The 19,077-nt window shown below is 49.8% G+C and carries 15 protein-coding genes; 1 reads left to right on the forward strand and 14 read right to left on the reverse strand.

Translation table 11 applies throughout. The annotated features are described in order from the left end of the window. Nucleotides 1-76 precede the first annotated feature (76 nt). Nucleotides 77-1,549: a DHA2 family efflux MFS transporter permease subunit gene (locus tag KNQ06_RS09485; RefSeq protein ID WP_029341214.1), complete on the forward strand. Its 1,473-nt coding sequence runs from the start codon at nt 77-79 to the stop codon at nt 1,547-1,549. On the opposite strand, the gene KNQ06_RS09490 is transcribed toward KNQ06_RS09485, so the two are convergent. The 14 genes from KNQ06_RS09490 to KNQ06_RS09555 form a co-directional block, all read right to left on the reverse strand. Then, entirely contained in the window at nt 1,528-2,058 is a 531-nt protein-coding gene (locus KNQ06_RS09490) for a 4Fe-4S single cluster domain-containing protein (RefSeq protein WP_215148076.1), read from the reverse strand. The genes KNQ06_RS09485 and KNQ06_RS09490 overlap by 22 nt on opposite strands. Beyond that, on the reverse strand, nt 2,030-3,859 hold the full coding sequence (locus tag KNQ06_RS09495) for an anaerobic ribonucleoside triphosphate reductase (RefSeq protein ID WP_215148078.1): 1,830 nt from the start codon (nt 3,857-3,859) through the stop codon (nt 2,030-2,032). The genes KNQ06_RS09490 and KNQ06_RS09495 overlap by 29 nt, the downstream gene beginning before the upstream one ends. 240 nt (nt 3,860-4,099) lie before the next feature. Then, entirely contained in the window at nt 4,100-6,139 is a 2,040-nt protein-coding gene (locus tag KNQ06_RS09500; protein ID WP_215148080.1) for an ATP-binding protein, read from the reverse strand. 101 nt (nt 6,140-6,240) lie between these two features. Further along, entirely contained in the window at nt 6,241-6,765 is a 525-nt protein-coding gene (locus tag KNQ06_RS09505) for an AAA family ATPase (protein ID WP_215148082.1), read from the reverse strand. Between the two features lie 101 nt (nt 6,766-6,866). Further along, complete coding sequence (locus KNQ06_RS09510) at nt 6,867-7,550, reverse strand: LrgB family protein (protein ID WP_055967125.1); 684 nt, start codon at nt 7,548-7,550, stop codon at nt 6,867-6,869. Continuing rightward, complete coding sequence (locus KNQ06_RS09515; RefSeq protein WP_050677344.1) at nt 7,543-7,932, reverse strand: CidA/LrgA family protein; 390 nt, start codon at nt 7,930-7,932, stop codon at nt 7,543-7,545. The genes KNQ06_RS09510 and KNQ06_RS09515 overlap by 8 nt, the downstream gene beginning before the upstream one ends. Nucleotides 7,933-8,360: 428 nt before the next feature. Next, nucleotides 8,361-10,193, reverse strand: a complete 1,833-nt coding sequence (gene mutL, locus KNQ06_RS09520; RefSeq protein ID WP_214769184.1) for a DNA mismatch repair endonuclease MutL — start codon at nt 10,191-10,193, stop codon at nt 8,361-8,363. Nucleotides 10,194-10,203: 10 nt separating this feature from the next. Further along, nucleotides 10,204-12,735, reverse strand: coding sequence for a DNA mismatch repair protein MutS (gene mutS, locus KNQ06_RS09525; RefSeq protein ID WP_215148084.1), 2,532 nt, complete (start codon nt 12,733-12,735; stop codon nt 10,204-10,206). 62 nt (nt 12,736-12,797) lie between these two features. Then, nucleotides 12,798-13,235 (reverse strand): YlbF/YmcA family competence regulator, encoded by a 438-nt coding sequence (locus KNQ06_RS09530; protein WP_023467714.1) that lies wholly within the window; start codon nt 13,233-13,235, stop codon nt 12,798-12,800. Nucleotides 13,236-13,346: 111 nt separating this feature from the next. Further along, complete coding sequence (locus KNQ06_RS09535; protein ID WP_215148086.1) at nt 13,347-14,174, reverse strand: DNA-3-methyladenine glycosylase family protein; 828 nt, start codon at nt 14,172-14,174, stop codon at nt 13,347-13,349. Continuing rightward, the gene (locus tag KNQ06_RS09540) at nt 14,171-15,439 is read right to left on the reverse strand and encodes a DUF445 domain-containing protein (protein WP_294747432.1); all 1,269 of its coding nucleotides are present in this window, start codon (nt 15,437-15,439) and stop codon (nt 14,171-14,173) included. Before KNQ06_RS09540 ends, KNQ06_RS09535 begins: the two co-directional genes overlap by 4 nt. Nucleotides 15,440-15,544: 105 nt before the next feature. Then, a complete protein-coding gene (locus KNQ06_RS09545; RefSeq protein ID WP_029341204.1) occupies nt 15,545-15,832 on the reverse strand; it encodes a hypothetical protein in 288 nt (95 codons plus the stop codon). A gap of 124 nt (nt 15,833-15,956) precedes the next feature. Beyond that, the gene (locus tag KNQ06_RS09550; protein ID WP_215148087.1) at nt 15,957-17,411 is read right to left on the reverse strand and encodes a phytoene desaturase family protein; all 1,455 of its coding nucleotides are present in this window, start codon (nt 17,409-17,411) and stop codon (nt 15,957-15,959) included. After that, nucleotides 17,408-19,024, reverse strand: a complete 1,617-nt coding sequence (locus KNQ06_RS09555; RefSeq protein ID WP_215148301.1) for an alpha/beta hydrolase — start codon at nt 19,022-19,024, stop codon at nt 17,408-17,410. The genes KNQ06_RS09550 and KNQ06_RS09555 overlap by 4 nt, the downstream gene beginning before the upstream one ends. Nucleotides 19,025-19,077 lie beyond the last annotated feature (53 nt).

Consider the following 19,077-nt stretch of genomic DNA (forward strand, 5'->3'; position numbering starts at 1 on the left):
CTGGTAAGATAGCCAAGTTAGTTATAGAATTCAAGTCTAACATTTTAGACTCATAGTACAAAAGGAGCATAACGAAATGCAATCAAGCAAGCAATCATCACGACTTTATTTAATTTTAACTGTCCTTATGGCAGGTGCGTTCGTTGCGGTCCTGAACTCAACGTTACTTAATATCGCCTTACCGTCGATCATGGGATCATTCGGTATTCAGGCAAGCACCGCCCAGTGGTTGACGACGGGCTATATGCTCGTCAACGGAATCATGATTCCGACGTCAGCATTCCTTGTCCAGAAGTTTTCGACACGTCAACTGTTCTTGACGGCGATGACGCTGTTCTCACTCGGTACGATCATCGCTGGACAAGCACACGTCTTCCCGCTTCTACTCGGTGCGCGGATGATGCAGGCATCTGGTTCTGCGATCATGATGCCACTGCTAATGAACGTTCTTTTGACCGGTTTCCCGATCGAAAAACGCGGACAAGCAATGGGAATCTTCGGACTTGTCATCACGTTTGCCCCAGCCATCGGACCCACATTGTCCGGCTGGATTCTTGAACATTATGAGTGGCGGATGCTGTTCCATCTCGTCACTCCGATCGCATTACTCGTGCTCTTCACGGGTGCCTTCTTGTTGAAGAAAGAGACGGTTCGTAGCACATTGAAACTCGATTTATTTTCACTCGTTCTCTCAAGCTTTGGTTTCGGTGGATTGCTGTATGGATTTAGTTCCGCTGGTTCTGCCGGATGGGGGTCTTGGACGGTCATCGGATCGTTGATCATCGGTGTAATCAGTCTGACTTCCTTCATTATACGTCAATTCATGCTCGAAGAACCGATGCTTGAGTTCGGGATTTTCCGTTATCCGATGTTCGCTTTATCGCAAGGAATTTCGATGGTCTTGAACATGTCGATGTTCTCCGCAATGATCTTGATGCCGATCTATATCCAGACGATTCGCGGTATCTCACCGTTTCACTCTGGTCTCTTGATGTTACCGGGTGCGATCGTCATGGCGATTATGTCACCAATCACAGGTCGTCTGTTCGACCGATTCGGTGCTCGGATCCTTGCGATCATCGGCTTATCACTGACGGTCTTAACGACGTTCTCGTTTAGTCAATTAGCGGCGGATACGTCATACGCGTTCCTCGTCATCATGTATACGCTACGTTTCCTTGGAATCTCGATGGTCATGATGCCCGTCATGACGAACGGGTTGAACCATATTCCGCAACACTTGACGCCACACGGTACGGCATTGAACAATACGTTGTCACAAGTATCGGGTGCGATCGGTTCAGGTCTTCTCGTGACGATCATGACGTCGCGGACGAAACATCACGTTCCGGAACTCGCTTCACAACCTGAAGCCGCTAATCCGGAATGGTTGCAAATGCAGGCGATGATCGAAGGAATCAACGATACGTTCTTCATCGCGACGTTACTTGCACTCGCGGCATTGATTTTATCGTTCTTCATCAAAAAACGACGGACGACGACACTCGCAGTCGTCGAATCCGTCGATCAAGAACAAAAATATGCATGATCTGATTCTCCCCTGTCTGATGAGACGGGGGAGTTTTTGTTTTTGTGTAACACTCTTTTTTGCAGTTGCTGTCGATCATAAATTCGTTGATTCGTACTGCCCCGAAAACGTGTCGTTCGGTCGAGTTTCGACAGGATGAACGGACCATCGATGAGTCCGTCTAGTCGCAGTATTAGTGGATGCCACCGTCGACGCTGTAAGATTTCCTCTAGTACATAGCCAGTATATAAAATGACGTCATAATCTGGTCCAAGTCGTTCGAGAAGTTGCACAAGTGCTACCGCTTGAAGCATCGGCTCCCCACCGGACAATGTCAAACGACGATTTCCGATCGCCTGAATCCGTTCTACTGTTTCTTCAATCGTCCACTCCACTCCACCTGTCGGGTCCCAGGAGGATGGATTATGACAGCCGATACAGTGGTGTGGACAACCGGCAAGAAACAGGACCGTTCGCAAACCGGGACCGTCAACGACAGAGTCAGGAAGAAGGGAAAGAACGCGTAGCATCGTGCTTCACCCGATTCTGCTCTTCAGCCCGTTTGGCTTCATTCCAGCGGTCCAGCGTACCAACGAGATATCCTGTGATCCGTCGAATCCGTTCGATGGATTTACTTCCGCAAACCGGACACTGATCCTCAATCGTCTGCTCCGTTCGGCAATCAAGACAACGATCGACCGGGTGATTGATTGATCCATAGCCGATTCCAGCTTCCGCCATTAAACGAACGATGTCTTCAATCGCTTGCGGATTTCCAGCAAGGGCACCATCTGTCTCGACATAGGTGATATGTCCACCATTACATAATGCATGAAACGGAGCTTCGAGTTGAATCTTCTCACGGATCGTCACGGGGGCGTCAACAGGGATATGAAAGGAATTCGTGTAATACGGCTGATCGGTCACTCCTTTGATTTCACCGAAGTCACTAGCATCACGACGTGTGAACTTACCGGATAACCCTTCAGCTGGAGTTGCCAGTAAACTGAAGTTCAATCCCGTCATCTCGCCATAGTTGTCGACGACCGTTCGCATCGCTTGAATCAGCGTAAGACCAATCTGGTGCGCCAATTCGGAATACCCATGATGACTCCCCGTCAGGACGGTCAAACATTCCGCGAGACCGATGAACCCGACCGCTAACGTCCCGTGCTTGAGGACCGGACCCACCTGATCTGTACTTTTTAGCGTCTCACCGTCTTTCCAGACATGTTGATATAAAAATGGAAACGCGTCAGCCGTTCGACTTGCCTGGAACTCATAACGCGCGATGAGTTGCCGGCATGCAAGTCTTGTCGTCTCTCGGACGGCTTCGAACATTTGATCGACGGTTTTACTTTGGAGTGCCAAACGGACGAGATTGATGCTCGTAAACGATAAGTTCCCTCGTCCTGTGACGGACGGGATATCTCCACGATCTTCAAACACACGGGTCCGGCATCCCATGTACGCGACTTCGGCTCCCCCCGGTTGCTCCTGACGGTTGAATGGTGCATCAAGAAACGCAAAGTTCGGAAACAGTCGTTTTCCTGTCACGCGGGTGGCAAGTTGAAACAAATCGTAGTTCGGGTCTGTCGGTGACAGGTTGATGCCTTGTTTGACTTTAAAGATTTGAATCGGAAAGATCGGCGTCTCCCCTCTTCCTAACCCGCGTTCCGTCGCTGTCAGCAAGGCGCGCTGGAAGAGCCGCCCTGCCTGCGTCGTATTCGTTCCATAATTGACGGATAAAAACGGTACCTGTCCCCCACCGCGTGAATGCATCGAATTCGTATTATGGATGAACGCTTCGCACGCCTGAAACGTCTTTTCATACGTCTCCTGCCATGCGCGCCGCTCCCGCTTGCGTCGCTTCCAATGCGGCACGAGGTCATTTAGTTTGGTCCATTCGCGTTGGTAGGTCTTTTCGACGAATGGTGCTACATCATCGTCAAAGGTTGCGAAGGCTTGTCCGCCATGCTGCATGTTTTGATTCGCCTGGACGATGATTGCTGCAAGGGCAAGGGCGGAACGGATGTCTTGCGCTGGTCGGATTGAACCGTGTGTCGTCTGAAATCCGTTTGAGAGTAGCTGACCGAGCGGAATCTGGGCACAAGTCGTCGTACCCGTCACGTAGTAATCGGCGTCGTGGATATACAAGATGTTGTCGTCAAGCGCCTGCAAGACATCTGCTTCGAGATGTTGTCGCATCATCTGTCGCGCTGCTTCTCCAGCAATCCGCTGTAATTTCGCAAGCGGTGTTTTGCCATCAATGTTTGCATTCTCTTGTTCGATATCTTGCGGTGGTGTGAGTAACGCTTCTAAGCTCTCCATGATTCTTCTTCCTCTCACGCTTTTTTGTAATCACTATAGCGAGAGTACAGAAACGTTCGCAATCCCTGCACAATTTACGATTTTTTCAACTGTTTCAGCCGTTCTGTCATCAATCTGTTCGATTTATCGTTCAAATGTCTGCATCTTACTCGTTTTAGCCAAACGCATGAATTTGGACGAATCTCACACGTGAAACGACAAAAAAGAAGAGGCGCATGATATCGCCTCTTCTTCGTCTCTTCATTCTGCTTCGAGTAACGCGTCTGTCGCACTCGGCAATTTGACCCGGAAGACCGTTCCTTCTCCAAGGATCGATTCGACTTCGATATTGCCATCATGTGCGCGAACGATTTCCTTACAGATCGATAATCCAAGTCCCGTCCCGCCAATCTTTCGGCTGTCTGAGTTGTCGACCCGGTAAAACTTACTGAATAGATGCGGCATCGAGTGGCTTGGAATCCCGATCCCGAAATCGCGAACGCTGAGTTCGATTTGATTGTGCTGGTGGGTCATCGTCACGACGACATCCCCGCCGTCCGGTGAGTACTTCACCGCGTTATTCAAGAGATTACCGAGTAACTGTTTCATGCTGTTCGCATCTGCCTCGACCATGAAGTCCTGTTCATCATTCAAATCAAGTTTCAGACTGTGTTGCTCCGTCGCTGCTTGATAAAACTGAATTTGTTCCTTGACGATTTCTTTCAGATCAAAGATTTGTTTGTCATACTCTTGCTTTCCTGACTCCATCCGCTGGACGTTCAAGAAGTCACTGACGAGATCGGTCAGACGTTTTGATTCATCGTGAATCGTCTGCAAGTATCGCTTGTTCCGCTCAGGATCCAAATCCCGTTTCAACATGAGCTCCGTAAAGCCATAAATTGAAGAGAGCGGTGTTCGAAGTTCATGCGAGACCGTTGAGACGAGTTCCGACTTCACGCGGTCGACTTCTGTCTCAGCCGTGACGTCACGGAAGACGAGAATCGTTCCTTTTGAATGTCCCCCGTGCGCAATGGCTTCGGCATAGACTTGAATGAAGTATTCCCCTTGGTCGATCGACAAGGAGAACATGCCCTCCGGAATCTCACCCGATAAGACTTCTTCAAAGTATGCTTCAAACGCTTCCTTTTGGTCCATCTGCTCGAACATCGTTTCCGGTCGGACTTCGAGGAAGGTCATCGAATCGTTGTCTTCTTCGACTTGTAACAACTGGAAGATATCGAATAACGCCTGATTTCCTAAGATCGTCTTCTCTTCGTGTTTGATGTAGAGAATCGCTTCCCGAACGGAATTCAGCAGTTGTGCCGTCTCTTTTCGTTCGTATTCCATCTGTTCGTAGAGTGACATTCGCATCAATGAGATCGCAATCTGTTTTGAGAACGATTCCAGTTCCGCTAAATCCTGTTGGTTGAATGGTGCGTCAAACCGTGCTAGATAAAGACAAGCAATCAATTCTTCTTTTGCCGGATCCATGATCGGAATGACACCTTCATAGACGTGATACGGATACTTGATCAGGTCGTCGTTCGCGACCTTTTTTGAAGAATGTGCGGTTTCCTTTGAAATCATGACTCGCTTTAGTAGTAACGACTCCGTCTTTAAACTCTCTTGTTGTTCTTCTGTCATTTCTTTTGGAACGACTTGCGCGATTTCATTATTCTTGATCAATAACAATGCCCCGAACTCTGTCTTCGTCAACCGGACAATCGTACTGATGACAGACGAGTAATCGAATAAACTCTCCTTTGAAGCAAGCGTTTCGATCAGTTCATTCCGATCCTGCAAATGGAGTTCATTCGTCCGCGTCACTTCAAGAGCACGCTCAAGCTCATTCTGTTTTTGCTTCAATACTTCCTGATTGTGTTCCATTTCTTGATTCTTTGTTGACAATTCCGCATGTTGTGATGAGATCGACCGTGCCATCTGGTAAAACGATGCAGTCAATTGACCGACTTCATTATGGCTGTCGACATCATGTTCGAGCGAAATCGACTTGCCTTCTGCAAGGCGACGACTCTTGACGTTCAATTCGCGGAGTTGTGACGTCACACGATGAATTAAGGGACGGACGATGAACAATAGACAAAATAAAAAAATCATCAAGTTCAAGAACCAGAACCATTGTGTCTTTTGTAACTGGTCAAGTACTTGCTCCTTCGTCCGACCGTCTGCATTATCCACGTATAAATAACTGGCAACCGATGTGATGACACTTAGTGCAAAGACACTATAAAAAATCGCCATCAACTGTCTGCCCAATTTCTCAGTCATCCAGTGTTTCATATTCATAAATCCTCCTAGCAATAAGTTGCCCTTCGTTCAAGATTGTTTCCTCCTCATCTATTATCATCTAATGATTCCCGGAAACATCCCTCTTGAATCCTTTACGATCGGGCAGGCGAGAGTCCGATCCCGGTCACGAGAGCAATCGCATCAATGACTTGCCCTTTCGTCAGATCATCCGTCTCGATCTGTTGACTGAACAGCGGATCGGATAATTGCCGTAGTCGTTGTTCCGCTTGTTGACCGCCCCACGAGTTTGGACGCTCAAAGCGGCTGATCAGGCGGCGTTTGACAGTCGCCTCCTTCGCCATCAGGGCGATATGACGGACATCATGCCCAGTCTCGCGTAACGTTCCGATGATTTCCTGAAAGTACGCTGGATTCGTCAAGGTCATCGGTACGATGATCCGCGCATCTTCCGTATCGAGCTGTTCGATGAGCTGTCGATTAAACGTGCGCCACAACGGCTCATCCTGAAAATCATCCTTGTTTTCCGGCAGTTGCGCTCGTAAAAAATAGCCTGTCTCTTCCGGGTCAAAAATGTATGATCTGCTCCAACGCTTTTGTAATCCTTTTGCTGCTGTCGTCTTCCCGACGCCAAACGTACCGTTAATCCAAATGATCATCCTCTTCTCCTCCACCCTGTTTTCTGTTGTACTATACTGCAAAAGTGGTCGACAAGTTTCAATCGGTTACAAAAAAACACTCCGTTGAAAAAACAGAGTGTTTAGCCATATAACCATGTGATTAAAAACGGTGCGAGAATGCTGGCACAGACAGCCGTCAAGACCATCGTCAACAGACCGACCGCCCCTTCCCGTTGGTCAAGACTCATCGATTTCGTCGCGCCCATGACGTGGGCAATCGATGCCAAGCCTACTCCACGGCTGACGAAGTGCCGAATTTTCAAGCCCGTCATTAATTTTGGTCCGACGATTGATCCCGTCAATCCGGTCAATAAAACGAAGGCAGCCGTCAACGTCGTCGTCCCGCCTGCTTTTTGTGAGATCGCTAAGGCAACGGGTAACGTGACCGATTTCGGTAACAAGGCAAGGTTCGTCGTCCGCTCGAGATGAAGCAGCAGACCGAGTAACAAATCTGAACTCATCGCAATACAGGTTCCAAGCAACACACCAAGTCCGATTTCCGGTAAAAAACGGCGGACGTGATGCCGGACCCGGTAGAGCGGAATCGCAAATGCCGTGATCGCTGGACCGAGCATCTTCGACAAGTATTGTCCCCCTTGCATGTATTCTGCATGTGAGACGCCGCTATAGACGAGAATCACGATCAAGACAGCCGTCACCGTCAGGATCGGCAACGTCCAGACACGGGGATGACGTTGGTAAAGAAACATCGCGCCACTGAATAAAAGAATGGTTAGGATGATCCAGAACAGTGTCTCACTCATGTGGGGTCACCGCCTCTTTCCGGTGTGCCAAGCGATCGACGATGTACGCTGAGCCGACTAACGTCAGCAGGCTGCTGACGACAACAATCAATACGACTTGAAGACCAGATGTTCGAAGGAATGCCGTATAATCCATGATTCCGGACAGTGCTGGGACAAAGAATAACGGCATGACGAACAGCAGAAAGGTTCCGCCCCGTTCAACAGCGACGAGAGGAAGCAATCGACTTTTTAACGTCACGTACAGCAGAATCAAGCCGATGATGTTACCGGGTAATGGTAACTGGAAAGTTTCGCTCACCCAGTCCCCACTGAGTGAAAAACAAAAAATAAGTGCGATTTGAGCAATGATTTGAATGATACGCATAACGCGTGACAACATGATAAAGGTCCCCTTGTTAACAGTTTCGGGTCTTATTATCCGCCTCTTTCCTTCAACAATCAATGAAATCTAGTTAATCAACTGAAGTAACCGTTCTCATGAAAATCCATACCTTTTTTGTATTAGCACAAACATAAACCAGTCAGTCGTGTATCAGTACAATAAATGATTCGAGACGAACGAAAAGGAGACTGATTAAAAAAAATGACGTGTCACACGCAACTCCTACAAGAACAAGCACATTTATGCGCTTTAGAGACAAACAAGCCAGTTTTCCTGTCTAAATGAAGCAGGAAAACTGGCTTGTGTCTCGCCTGAGGAAAGTGCGTGAAAAGACACATCATTCTTATTTGTAGAGACTGACTTTTGAGTCAGCTCCCTTTTTTAATCTGAGACGACACCTGAATGGAATCGTCTCCTCATCTTGATCACATGACCCGTTTGAATAACTTCTCAAGTTCATACGTCGTCCATTCGATGATGACCGGACGTCCGTGCGGACACGTGAACGGCATTTCCGTTTTCGCTAGATCGTCAATCAACCGGCGCATCATCTCATCGTTCAACGGATGATTCGCCTTGATCGATTTCTTACACGCCATCATGATGGCGGCATCTTCCCGATACGTCTCGAGATCGATTTTTCGCTTCATCAATGCTTCATCGAGTAATTCCTGAATCGTCTCTTCCTGCCGATGTGACGGGAACCACGTCGGAACTTCTCGGACGATGAAGCTTTGTGGACCGAATGCTTCGAACTCGATGCCAACGTCTTTTAGCAACGGAAGGACTTCCTCCATCCGTTTCATGTCATCCGACGAGATTTCAAACGTATACGGTAAGAGCAATTGCTGTCGTTGTTCCGGTGGTCGACCGAACATGACCTTATACGTCTCGTATTTGATCCGTTCCTGTGCTGCATGTTGATCAATCATATACATCCCGTCTTCCCCGGCACAGACGATATAGGATGAATGGAGTTGACCGATGACGTCGAGATGCGGAAAGCGCGGACGCGCGGGTGGCTCCTCAATCGGTTCAGTAAACTCCTGCTTGACTGGTGCGATGGGCTCGAACAGATCATCCTCGTTGCTAAACGGTAATGATTGCACTTCAGATGGTCGATCGTCCTCTTGCGGCTTTTTCGGAATCGGATAATTCCAGACCGCTCGCGATGACGTCTCTTCGACTGGTTCCGCGACGTAAGAAAAATCGAGTTTTTCTTGGCTACTCGGATCTTTTTTTGGTTTCGGTGGCGTCACTTTCGGAATCAGTGTCTCCCGGCTGAGCGTCATCTTGATCGTCTCCTGAATCAACTGGCAGAGCTCCATCTCTTTTGAAAGACGGACTTCTCGTTTCGCCGGGTGAACGTTGACATCGATCAGGAGTGGATCCATCGTCACCTCGATGACTGCAATCGGATACCGCCCGATCGGCAAGAGTGTATGGTAACCGTTCAAGACCGCTTGCGTCAGGGCGAAGTTTTTGACCGAACGTCCATTGAGAATCAACGTAATGTAATTCTTCGAGGCACGGGTCACTTCCGGTTTGACGAGATGACACGTCAATTGATAATCGGCATTCGCGCCCTTGGCGACCAACGTTCCTTGAATCGTTTGATGACCGTAGACACTCGCCAGCGCTTGCCGGACGTCTCCTGATCCGTTCGTCTGGATCAACGTCTTTCCTTCATGGGTAGCCCGAAGTTTGACGTCTGGATGAGCAAACGCCATCCGGTTCAGCACGTCCGTGATCGCAGCTAGTTCCGTATGCGTCGTCTTCAAATACTTCAGCCGTGCTGGTGTGTTGAAGAAGAGATGCTCGACCGTCAATTCCGTTCCCCGGTTCATTGCTGCTGGTGTCCGTTCGACGACCGTCCCGTACTCAAGCGTCACTTGAATCCCTTCCGCGTCCTCACGTTTCGTCTTCAACGTCACTTTACTGACGGACGCGATCGAGGCAAGTGCCTCTCCACGAAAACCAAGTGTCTTGATTCGGAATAAGTCATGCTCATCCTTAATCTTACTCGTCGCGTGACGGACGAAAGCCAGTTCAGCGTCATCCGGGTAAAACCCGTGTCCGTTGTCGCGGATCGTCATCCGTTTCATTCCAGCTTCTTCGAGTTCGACATCGATTTGTGTCGCACCGGCATCAAGTGCGTTCTCGACCAGTTCCTTGACGACCGATGCTGGTCGTTCGACGACTTCTCCCGCCGCGATCCGGTTCGCTAAACTATCGGATAATTCACGAATGATTCCCACTGCATTCTCCTCACTTTCTCGCTTCGGCTTGTAGGCGGTACAGCGTATTCAATGCTTCGAGTGGCGTCATGTTGATTAAATCAAGACTCGCCATCGTCTCACGCAGCGGATCCGCTTCTGAGAACAGACTGAGTTGATCAACCGGCTCCTCCTGAACAGGAGCTTTGACAGGTGCTGCGACCGGAATAGGCTCTGCCTGCTCGAACTCGGACAAGAGGACTTGCGCCCGCTCAATCAAGCTGTCCGGTAAATCAGCTAACCGCGCGACATGGATTCCGTACGATTGGTCGGCTTTTCCGTCGCGTACTTCATGCAAGAAGACGACACGCCCATCTTGTTCAACGGCACGGACGTGAACGTTCGCTAATCGATCAATCGATTCTTCGAGCACCGTCAGTTCATGATAATGGGTCGAAAATAGCGTCTTCGCTCCAACGTGCCGGGCGATGTGTTCAACGATTGCTTGTGCGAGTGCCATCCCGTCGTACGTCGAGGTCCCGCGACCAATTTCATCTAGCAGGATCAAAGACCGGTCCGTTGCACGCGTCAAGGCTTCTTGTGTCTCGACCATCTCGACCATGAATGTCGACTGTCCACTGACGAGGTCGTCTGCTGCCCCGATCCGGGTGAAGATTTGATCGAAGATCGGCAGTTCCGCTTGAGCAGCTGGTACGAACGAGCCGATTTGATGCAATAAGGCGATCAAGGCGAACTGTCGCATATAGGTCGATTTACCGGACATGTTCGGTCCAGTGATCAACAGCATCTCGCGTCCTTCGTTTAAGGTGATCCCATTCGCGACGTATTCACCGCGCGGTAAGACTGTTTCGATGACCGGGTGACGTCCTTGCTGAATATCAACCGTTCGTCCCGTCGTCGTGATTGGTCGGACATAGTCGTGCGTCTCGGCAATCTCAGCCAGTGCGACGAGGACGTCGAGTTCCGCGATCCGGCGACTGACCCGTTGTAAGCTTTCGATATGTCCTTTGACTTCATCGCGCACTCCACAGAAGAGATCGTACTCGAGTGTGACACTCTTCTCTTCCGCCCCTAGGATCAGCGCTTCTTTTTCTTTTAATTCCGGTGTGATATACCGTTCGGCATTGGCGAGTGTCTGCTTCCGTTCATACCGTCCTTCTGGCAACAGCTTGGCATTGGCTCGTGATACCTCGATATAATAACCGAAGACGCGATTGTAGCCGATCTTCAACGTCTTGATGCCGGTTGCTGCCCGTTCACTGGCTTCAAGTGTCGCAAGCCATGTCTTTCCGTCTTTTGAGGCGACGAGTAACTCGTCGAGATCTGCTGAATAACCAGCCTTAATCATTCCGCCCTCTTTCGTTGAGATTGGTGGTGCTTCAACGAAAGCACGATCGAGCAAATCGCTCAATTCGTCGTGCGGATCGAGTCCGAGACTGAGCTGACCAAGACGTTCGCTCATCATCTCCTCGAGCGCTGATTGAATGCGGGGAATCAGCCGTAACGTCGACTTCAATTGAACGAGGTCGCGCGCAGACGCCGTACCGTAACCGACTTTTGCGACGAGTCGCTCGAGATCATAGACCTCTCGTAACGTATCTTTTAATTGCTGACGTTCGAAGTAGTGTTGCAACAATTCCTCGACAGCGTCGAGCCGCTCGGTGATCACGCGTTCCGATAACAACGGTTTTTCAAGCCAGCGTTTCAGCATCCGTCCGCCCATCGCTGTACCCGTCACGTCAAGTAAACCAAGCAACGAACCTTTCTTGTCTCCTGTCCGTGCCGAGCGGACGAGCTCAAGATTCTTGACCGTATTCGGTTCGAGTTGCATGAAATCGCTCGCCTCATAAACGACAGCGGGTTGTAGATGTGTCAACGCTCGTTTTTGTGTATCGTGCATGTAGGCATAGAGAACCGCAAAGGCTTCCGCTTGGGCTGTATCAATCGCACGATCACCGTGTGGATGCGTCTCGCGCTGTGAACTACGCGTCAGCGGAATCCGTAAGTGTGCGAGTGCTGTCTCATGTTCTTCTGTCGTGACGATGATTTCCCGTGGCAAAATGATGCTCAGTTCTTTGACTACACCGTCGAGTGTCGCAACGCTAGTCAAGGCACTCTCACCGGTCGAGACATCTCCGCGAGCGATTCCAAAGCGACCGTCCTGTTCGACGACCGCTACTAGGTATCGATTCTCTTTTTCCGTCAACGCAGACATCAACGTTCCCGGTGTGATGACTTGGATGACTTCGCGTTTAACGAGTCCTTTCGTCAACTTCGGATCCTCGACTTGATCACAAAGCGCCACTTTATAACCACGCTCGATCAACTGTTCGATGTAGCCGTTCGCTGCGTGATGGGGCACGCCGCACATCGGAATCGGATGTTCCGCGTTCTTGCCGTTTTTCGCCGTCAGCGTCAACTCCAGTTCATGGGCGACCTTTTTGGCATCCTCAAAGAATAATTCGTAAAAATCACCGAGTCGATAAAACAAAAAGGCATCCGGATAATCCGCCTTGATTGAGAAGTATTGTTTCATCATCGGAGTGTTGTGTACTGCTTCCATTCTTCCACCTCATTCGTAGAAAAAGCCGACGGATGTCCGTCGGCTTTTCGTTCATTTCGTGATTAGTAGCCGCAACCGCCGCTTTTGTTTTCTGCTTCCATGCCGCTACCTGTCTTACCAGCGAGAACATCTCCGTCCGTCGCTTCGATGATTTGATCCGTAATCCCGTTCGAGATCGTCACCGTGATGTATTGGAGAAGTCCGTTGACTTCTTCTTGTGTTTCTTGGAACTGTTGGACGACAGGCATCTCATCGAGCTCAGCGAACAATTTATCGAGCTTCGCTTCGACACGTGCGAGTGCTTCTGTTTTGCCGTAATGCTGGCAGTTGACTGCCTCTTTTTGAAGGAACTTGATTTGTTTCATCATCTTTTGGACTTTTTCATTCCCATTGATGTTGGCTTCTGCCGCTTTAAATCGTTCTACTTCCGGTGTCTCTGAAATCATTTTGGCGATTTCATTGGCTTTTTCGATGATTTGTTCATCTGTATACATCCACATTCGTCCCCTCTATCGTTAGCGAACACGTCGCTTCCCTTAGCATTCTGAACGATTCCTCGTTCTGTCGCATTCATTATACCGTTCTCACGATAGAGTGACAAGAATAGTTCCTTATTCAATCGAACGCCATAATAGATAGGCGGCGTGACTGCGGACAGGGGCAAATTCCTCTGCCAGTCGCGTCGCCTCTTCAACAGTCGGTCGGTAACCGAGTAACTGTTCGAAAGCCCGTAATATCCCGATGTCTGATGCCGGAAAAAGGTCCGGACGACCGTACCCGAACATCAGGACGTTTTGGACCGTCCATGGTCCGACGCCTTTCAGTGCAATCAACGTCTCGGCGATTTCTGCATCGTCGGCTGACGTCAATGCATCATAATCAATCGCTGCTGTCGCTACACCAAGCAGATAATCGACTTTACGTCCTGATAGTTGCAGAGCAAGCAAGTCCTCGCGACGCGCCGTTGCTAATTGACGCGGTGTCGGCGGAAGAATGATTCCGTCCTTGACCGTTCCGAATGTTCGAAAGACACGTTCCGTCAACGTATGGGCAAATGAGAGATTGATCTGTTGATGAATGATCGAGCGAATCAAAGCCGTGAACGGTGAATGATCAAGCACGAGTCGTTCATCGCCGAACCGTTCGACGATCGCGTGTAACGACGTCGCCTTGAGACGCTGCGCAGGATTTGGCTCATTGAGTCGAAAGCGTCGATTGAGTTGCGTCAGCACCGCTGTTTGCGGTCCTGAACCGTCAATCCGTAACGTGTAACCATCGATGGCTTCCATCGTCGTGATGTATGCCTGATCGTTGATGAAGACCGGAACGACGAGTCGACCATCCTGTTTGATTTGTAACGGGTCTTCCGTCAAACGAGACACGATTCCTTTAAAATCAAATGCTTCCGACAACGTCAAATCATACGACCACCGGCTCATCCGACGAACACCTTGATCGCACCGAGGATCAAACCGATGATGAATCCACACAATGCCCCGTTGACCCGAATCCATTGCAAGTCACTGCCGACCTTATCCTCGATCATATGAATTAGTGTCTCCGTATCGAACCGGTTTAAGTTCTCGCGGACGAGTCCACCGATTTTTTGGTGATTTTGTTCAACGAAACGAACGAGTTGCTCCTTCATCCATTGATCACTGCTATCCTTGAATGTCGGATGCTGTTCCCAGTCGTCTAAAGCGCGCGAAAGCATTGGCATCGCCCGTTCCGTCCAGAAGGCATCTGACGTCAAGTAGCGTTCGAGTTCGATCAAACCAGCATCATACGCGCGTTCAATGACCGGAACGAAGTCAAACCGGTCGACCTCGCTTGCCTTCCAAGCATCGATTTTCGCTAGACGCTCTTCATCAATCGATAACTGTGCCAGATTTCGACGCAGATGATCAAGAATCGCTAAACGATTCGGGTGATGGACGTGTCGCATATCTTGAATGACCGTCAGCAAGACACCTTGAATGACTAGACTGAGTTTTTCTTCTGAATAGACTTTTTGGACGGTTCGCGCCGTCACCCGCAAGAACGTATTCTTTTCTTGATCGATCATCGCCGTATAGGCAAGGCGCCCAATCTGATCGCGGATGACGGGGTCTTCGAGCAGACGTTGCCCATAATCGAGTAACTGGTCCATCAGCCACTCGTCGAGACGACGTTCCTCGTTCAATTGCATCGCTCGGACAGCTAGCCGTTTTGACGGATACGCTTTGATCGTCTCCGTCACCCGTGTATTCGCAAACTCAAGAATCGCCTCTTTCGGTAGTTTCCGAATTAAACCAATCAACAGCTCGGTGACGGTCGCTCGAAAAGCAGGTAGAACGAGAATCGAACGTAAGATTTTGATGACACGATCTGCGAGCGTCATATGCTGGAGTTTCGCGACGATACTCTCTTTATTGAGCAAGTCCGTCTCGAGCATATGAACGATTGATTCGATGACCCGTTCCCGATTTTTCGGCAACAGGTTCGTATGGGGAATCTTTAAGCCGAGCGGATGGCGAAACAATGCCGTGATCGCGAACCAGTCGGCAATCCCACCGACGAGTCCGGCTTCAAAACCACTCTGGAGCCAAAAGACCCACGCATTTTCTTTAAATGGCAATGAGACGACGAATCCGACCGCCATGAAAATCAACGAGACGGTCGCAAGCCGCCGTGTCGATGTTTTAGGTTGTTCAAGTGATGACACATCGTTTCCTCCTTCAACTGAGTCACTTATCTACCTTACGAACGGGACAAGGATTAGGTTTCGACACGAAAGAGCCCCAGTCATCGACTGGGACTCCCTATGTACTTAAAACGTGTATTCACCAAAACGGTCGCCATCCCATGTCGCGGTTGCCGTTGAGACAAAATAGACCAGTCCGTTGCCGAATGTATTTTCCATTAATGAAACGAGTTGTTGACCATTCGTCTGCTCGACGAACGCTAATCGGACTTCTTCTTTCCCTTGATAAATCCGTTCGTAGACACTTAAACCGCGTGCATTGAGAAACGTACGCGCCGACTCGAATTGAATCGGACCGACTTCAGGTCGTCGTTCCTGAATGAACGACTGACATTTTTGTTCGAATGTCTCCATGGTTCTTCACTCCTTCTCTCTTTCTGTTCATGGATATCATGTTCCCGACTCTTCCTCATCATAATCCTCAAATGTGAAAAAAGCGACAGATGCGTCGCTTCTTTCATCATTTTACGACGATTTCTCATAATCTGACGTCAAACTGTCGGGCAACATGAATCGCAGACGTCGTCGCCCCAATCGTCCCGGCACCCGGAAAGATCGTGTCCCCGATTGCAAAGAAGTGATCGATGCCCGTACGGAACGGCGCTGCGAACAAGAGACTTGTACTCGGACGTTGCGGATATCCCCCGACTCCACCATCCGGACGGAACGTATAGCGTACCCACGCACCGGGTCCACCCGGATGGCGTTCGATCGCCTGTTGCACGAAGCCAGGAAACTGTTGTTCAAGAATAGCTTCGAAGATCGCCGACATCACCTCGACCTGTTCGTCGTAGCGTTTCCGGTCCGTCTTATCAAACGTACCAATCGGAACATGACATGACATCGTCAGCGTCCGCTGACCGGCTGGTGCACGTAACCGGTCGTCCGGACGGGAGAGGGAGATGAAGGCATGACCTGAAGGTAAGGACGGATCATGAACTTGCCGGAATGCTTCGTCAGACAAAATGATCGACTCCGGAATCGCCGCATAATACGTAAACGTCGCCCATTGCTGTAGCTTTTCTTGTCGCTGATACGTCCGTCGTAACGTTCGTCGCATATCCGAACTGACGACTTCCCTGATGCCTTCAAGCGGAACTGCGCAGATGACAGCATCAGCAAGCATCAAGCGTCCGCGACGATCCTCGATCAAGAAACCATCCGGTGTCTTTCGAATCGACGTGACTTTTCGCCCAAGGAGACAGGTTGCCCCGCTCGCCTCGGCTATCTCTTTCAATTGCTCGGCCAGTCGGTATAATCCACCCGGGACATAATAAGCACCTTCATGGTAAATCGATAAGGCGACGGCTCCTAGTAAAGCTGACGCCTCCTGTCCTGTCTGCATGCTGTCGAGTAAGATCCCGTCGATCACTTGTGCGAACAGCGTATCCGCTAGTCGATGTTTGCGTAACAGATGACCAATCGTCAGCGGAAAATATGGTAAGAGGACGACACTTCTCGTGTGACGGACTAACCGCCGGACGTCGGCTAAATCTTGAAGTGGCAATGCCGGCAGTTCTGCCATCAGTGGTCGAATCGCCTCGTGTATCTGCTCGATTTCAGCAAAGAATGCCCGAATCGACGATGCTTGCTCCGGAAAATGTGAGGTCAATTCGGTTAGAAAGACATCGCGATTTTGATAATAATGAATCAATCGTCCTTCGATGCGAATCGTCATGACGACGTCGAGTGGCTCGACTTGGTGCGTCACTCCGAGATGATCGAGCACACGGGCATGAATGCCACCCGGTTCAAATCCCATCCCAAGGGTCGCTCCAACTGGATACGTCAAGTCCCGGCGTGTGAACTTCCCGGCTGACCCTCCCCATTCACGGCTTCCTTCAAGTACCGTGACGGCATGTCCTTCTTGTGCGATCAATGCCGCAGCCGTTAGACCGGCAATTCCTCCGCCGACGATGACGACCTGTTTCATGATGGTTCCTCCTCCGTGACTCGATTTTCTTTAAACAGGAAATTGCGGATTTCGCGGAAGACCGGCTCCCGGCGATGAATCGTAAAGTGATCATACTTATAGGACTTCGTCTGGATGTTATCCGTGTAGTTCTCAAGTGCAAACGAACTATTTAACGAAATCAGATTGAAGTCGCCTCCTTTGGCACCAAACGAATAGACGAGCACGTCGCGTGGCCACGTCTCGAGCCGCTGGGTCAGATTGTTCATCGCTGGAGAACCCTTCGCGAGATCGCGTATCGCAGGACTATTTGTATTCGTGCCTAGCGGTGCGAGCGTCAAGCCGAGTTTCGCGTAATCGGAGCCGGCGATCGGTGAGTCGAGCGTCACGACTTTCCGGACGTGATACGGCATCTCCTCTTGGACCGTGTAGGCGACGACATCGACACCACCCATGCTGTGCCCAACGAGCTGAATATCGGCAAAGGTCGCTTTTTGTTTCGCATCATAAGCTGCAATCGCCGCATTCAACCACTTTTGCTGATTGGCAAGACTTGCCTCATCATCTGCGAAGACGATTCGGACAAGTGGGTAGCCCGTCAGCGAGGGTTTGACGCTACAGGTTGCTTTCCCGGAACGAGTCACGTCACATCGACCGCCATCATCGGCGACTTTTTTATTCGTGAAGTTTTGAATCATCGGCACGAACGTCCTCTCCGTTCCGAATAACCCGTGGACGAGGAACGTCGGCACGATTTCACTCTTTCCTTGCGTGACGATCTGACGCGTTGGTGGCGGCGCACTTGACGTATCTTCCGCGAACACCCACCACGCGCCTCCCCCGACAATTAAACAGACGAGGAGCGAGATGCTGATCGTCTTCAACTGTTGACGGCGCAAACGACGGACACGGTGAAAGACCCAGTAGAGGAATAATCCGACACCGATTAATAACACGATACCGGTAATGATCCAACCTGTCGGATTCGGTACATACGCAATCAACTGTAGCTGGTTGGCTTTCGTTCCGTATAATTTCCATGACACATCATGGTAATTCGACCAGTCGATTTTTTCACCGTTTTGGAGACCAATCACTTTTGGGCCATGGAGCTTGATCTCGATATCGGCTTGACGGATATACCGATCGGCGAGTTTCTTGACTTGTCCTGTCGGTTGATAGCCTTTGATATTCAAACGATCGATACTGAGATCGATGTTCGTATCAAGTCGATACGTATCAAACCAAAAACCGTCCGATTTTTTCATGTCGAACTTCGTATCAGGTGGAATGAGAATTCCGCCAATCCCCGTCTTCCATTCGTCCTTGATCGATGTCATGTCCTTGAAGTTCGCGAATGTCTTCTGCATCCGAATCCCTTCGTAGTCATCTTTCGTCTTGAACGCCTTCGCTGCATAGCCGTTCTTTTCTGCCTGTTTGACATAACTATTCCAATTCGGATTCAGATTCAATAAACGCGCAACCGGATGTTCCTTCGCGGCATATGTCGTCTTTAAGGTAACACTCTGATCGGTATGGATCGTCGCATCGTACTGGATGCGAATACAACCCCCAAGGAGCAGCGTCAGCATCAAAAATGAGAGCAATATCCCTTTCTTCTTCGTACTCATCAGGTCACATCCTTTCCTCATCTGTTATTCCCTATCTTGCAAAAGTAAAAACGGTC

Source organism: Exiguobacterium sp. s91 (genome assembly GCF_018618915.1).
Taxonomy (GTDB): domain Bacteria; phylum Bacillota; class Bacilli; order Exiguobacteriales; family Exiguobacteriaceae; genus Exiguobacterium_A; species Exiguobacterium_A abrahamii.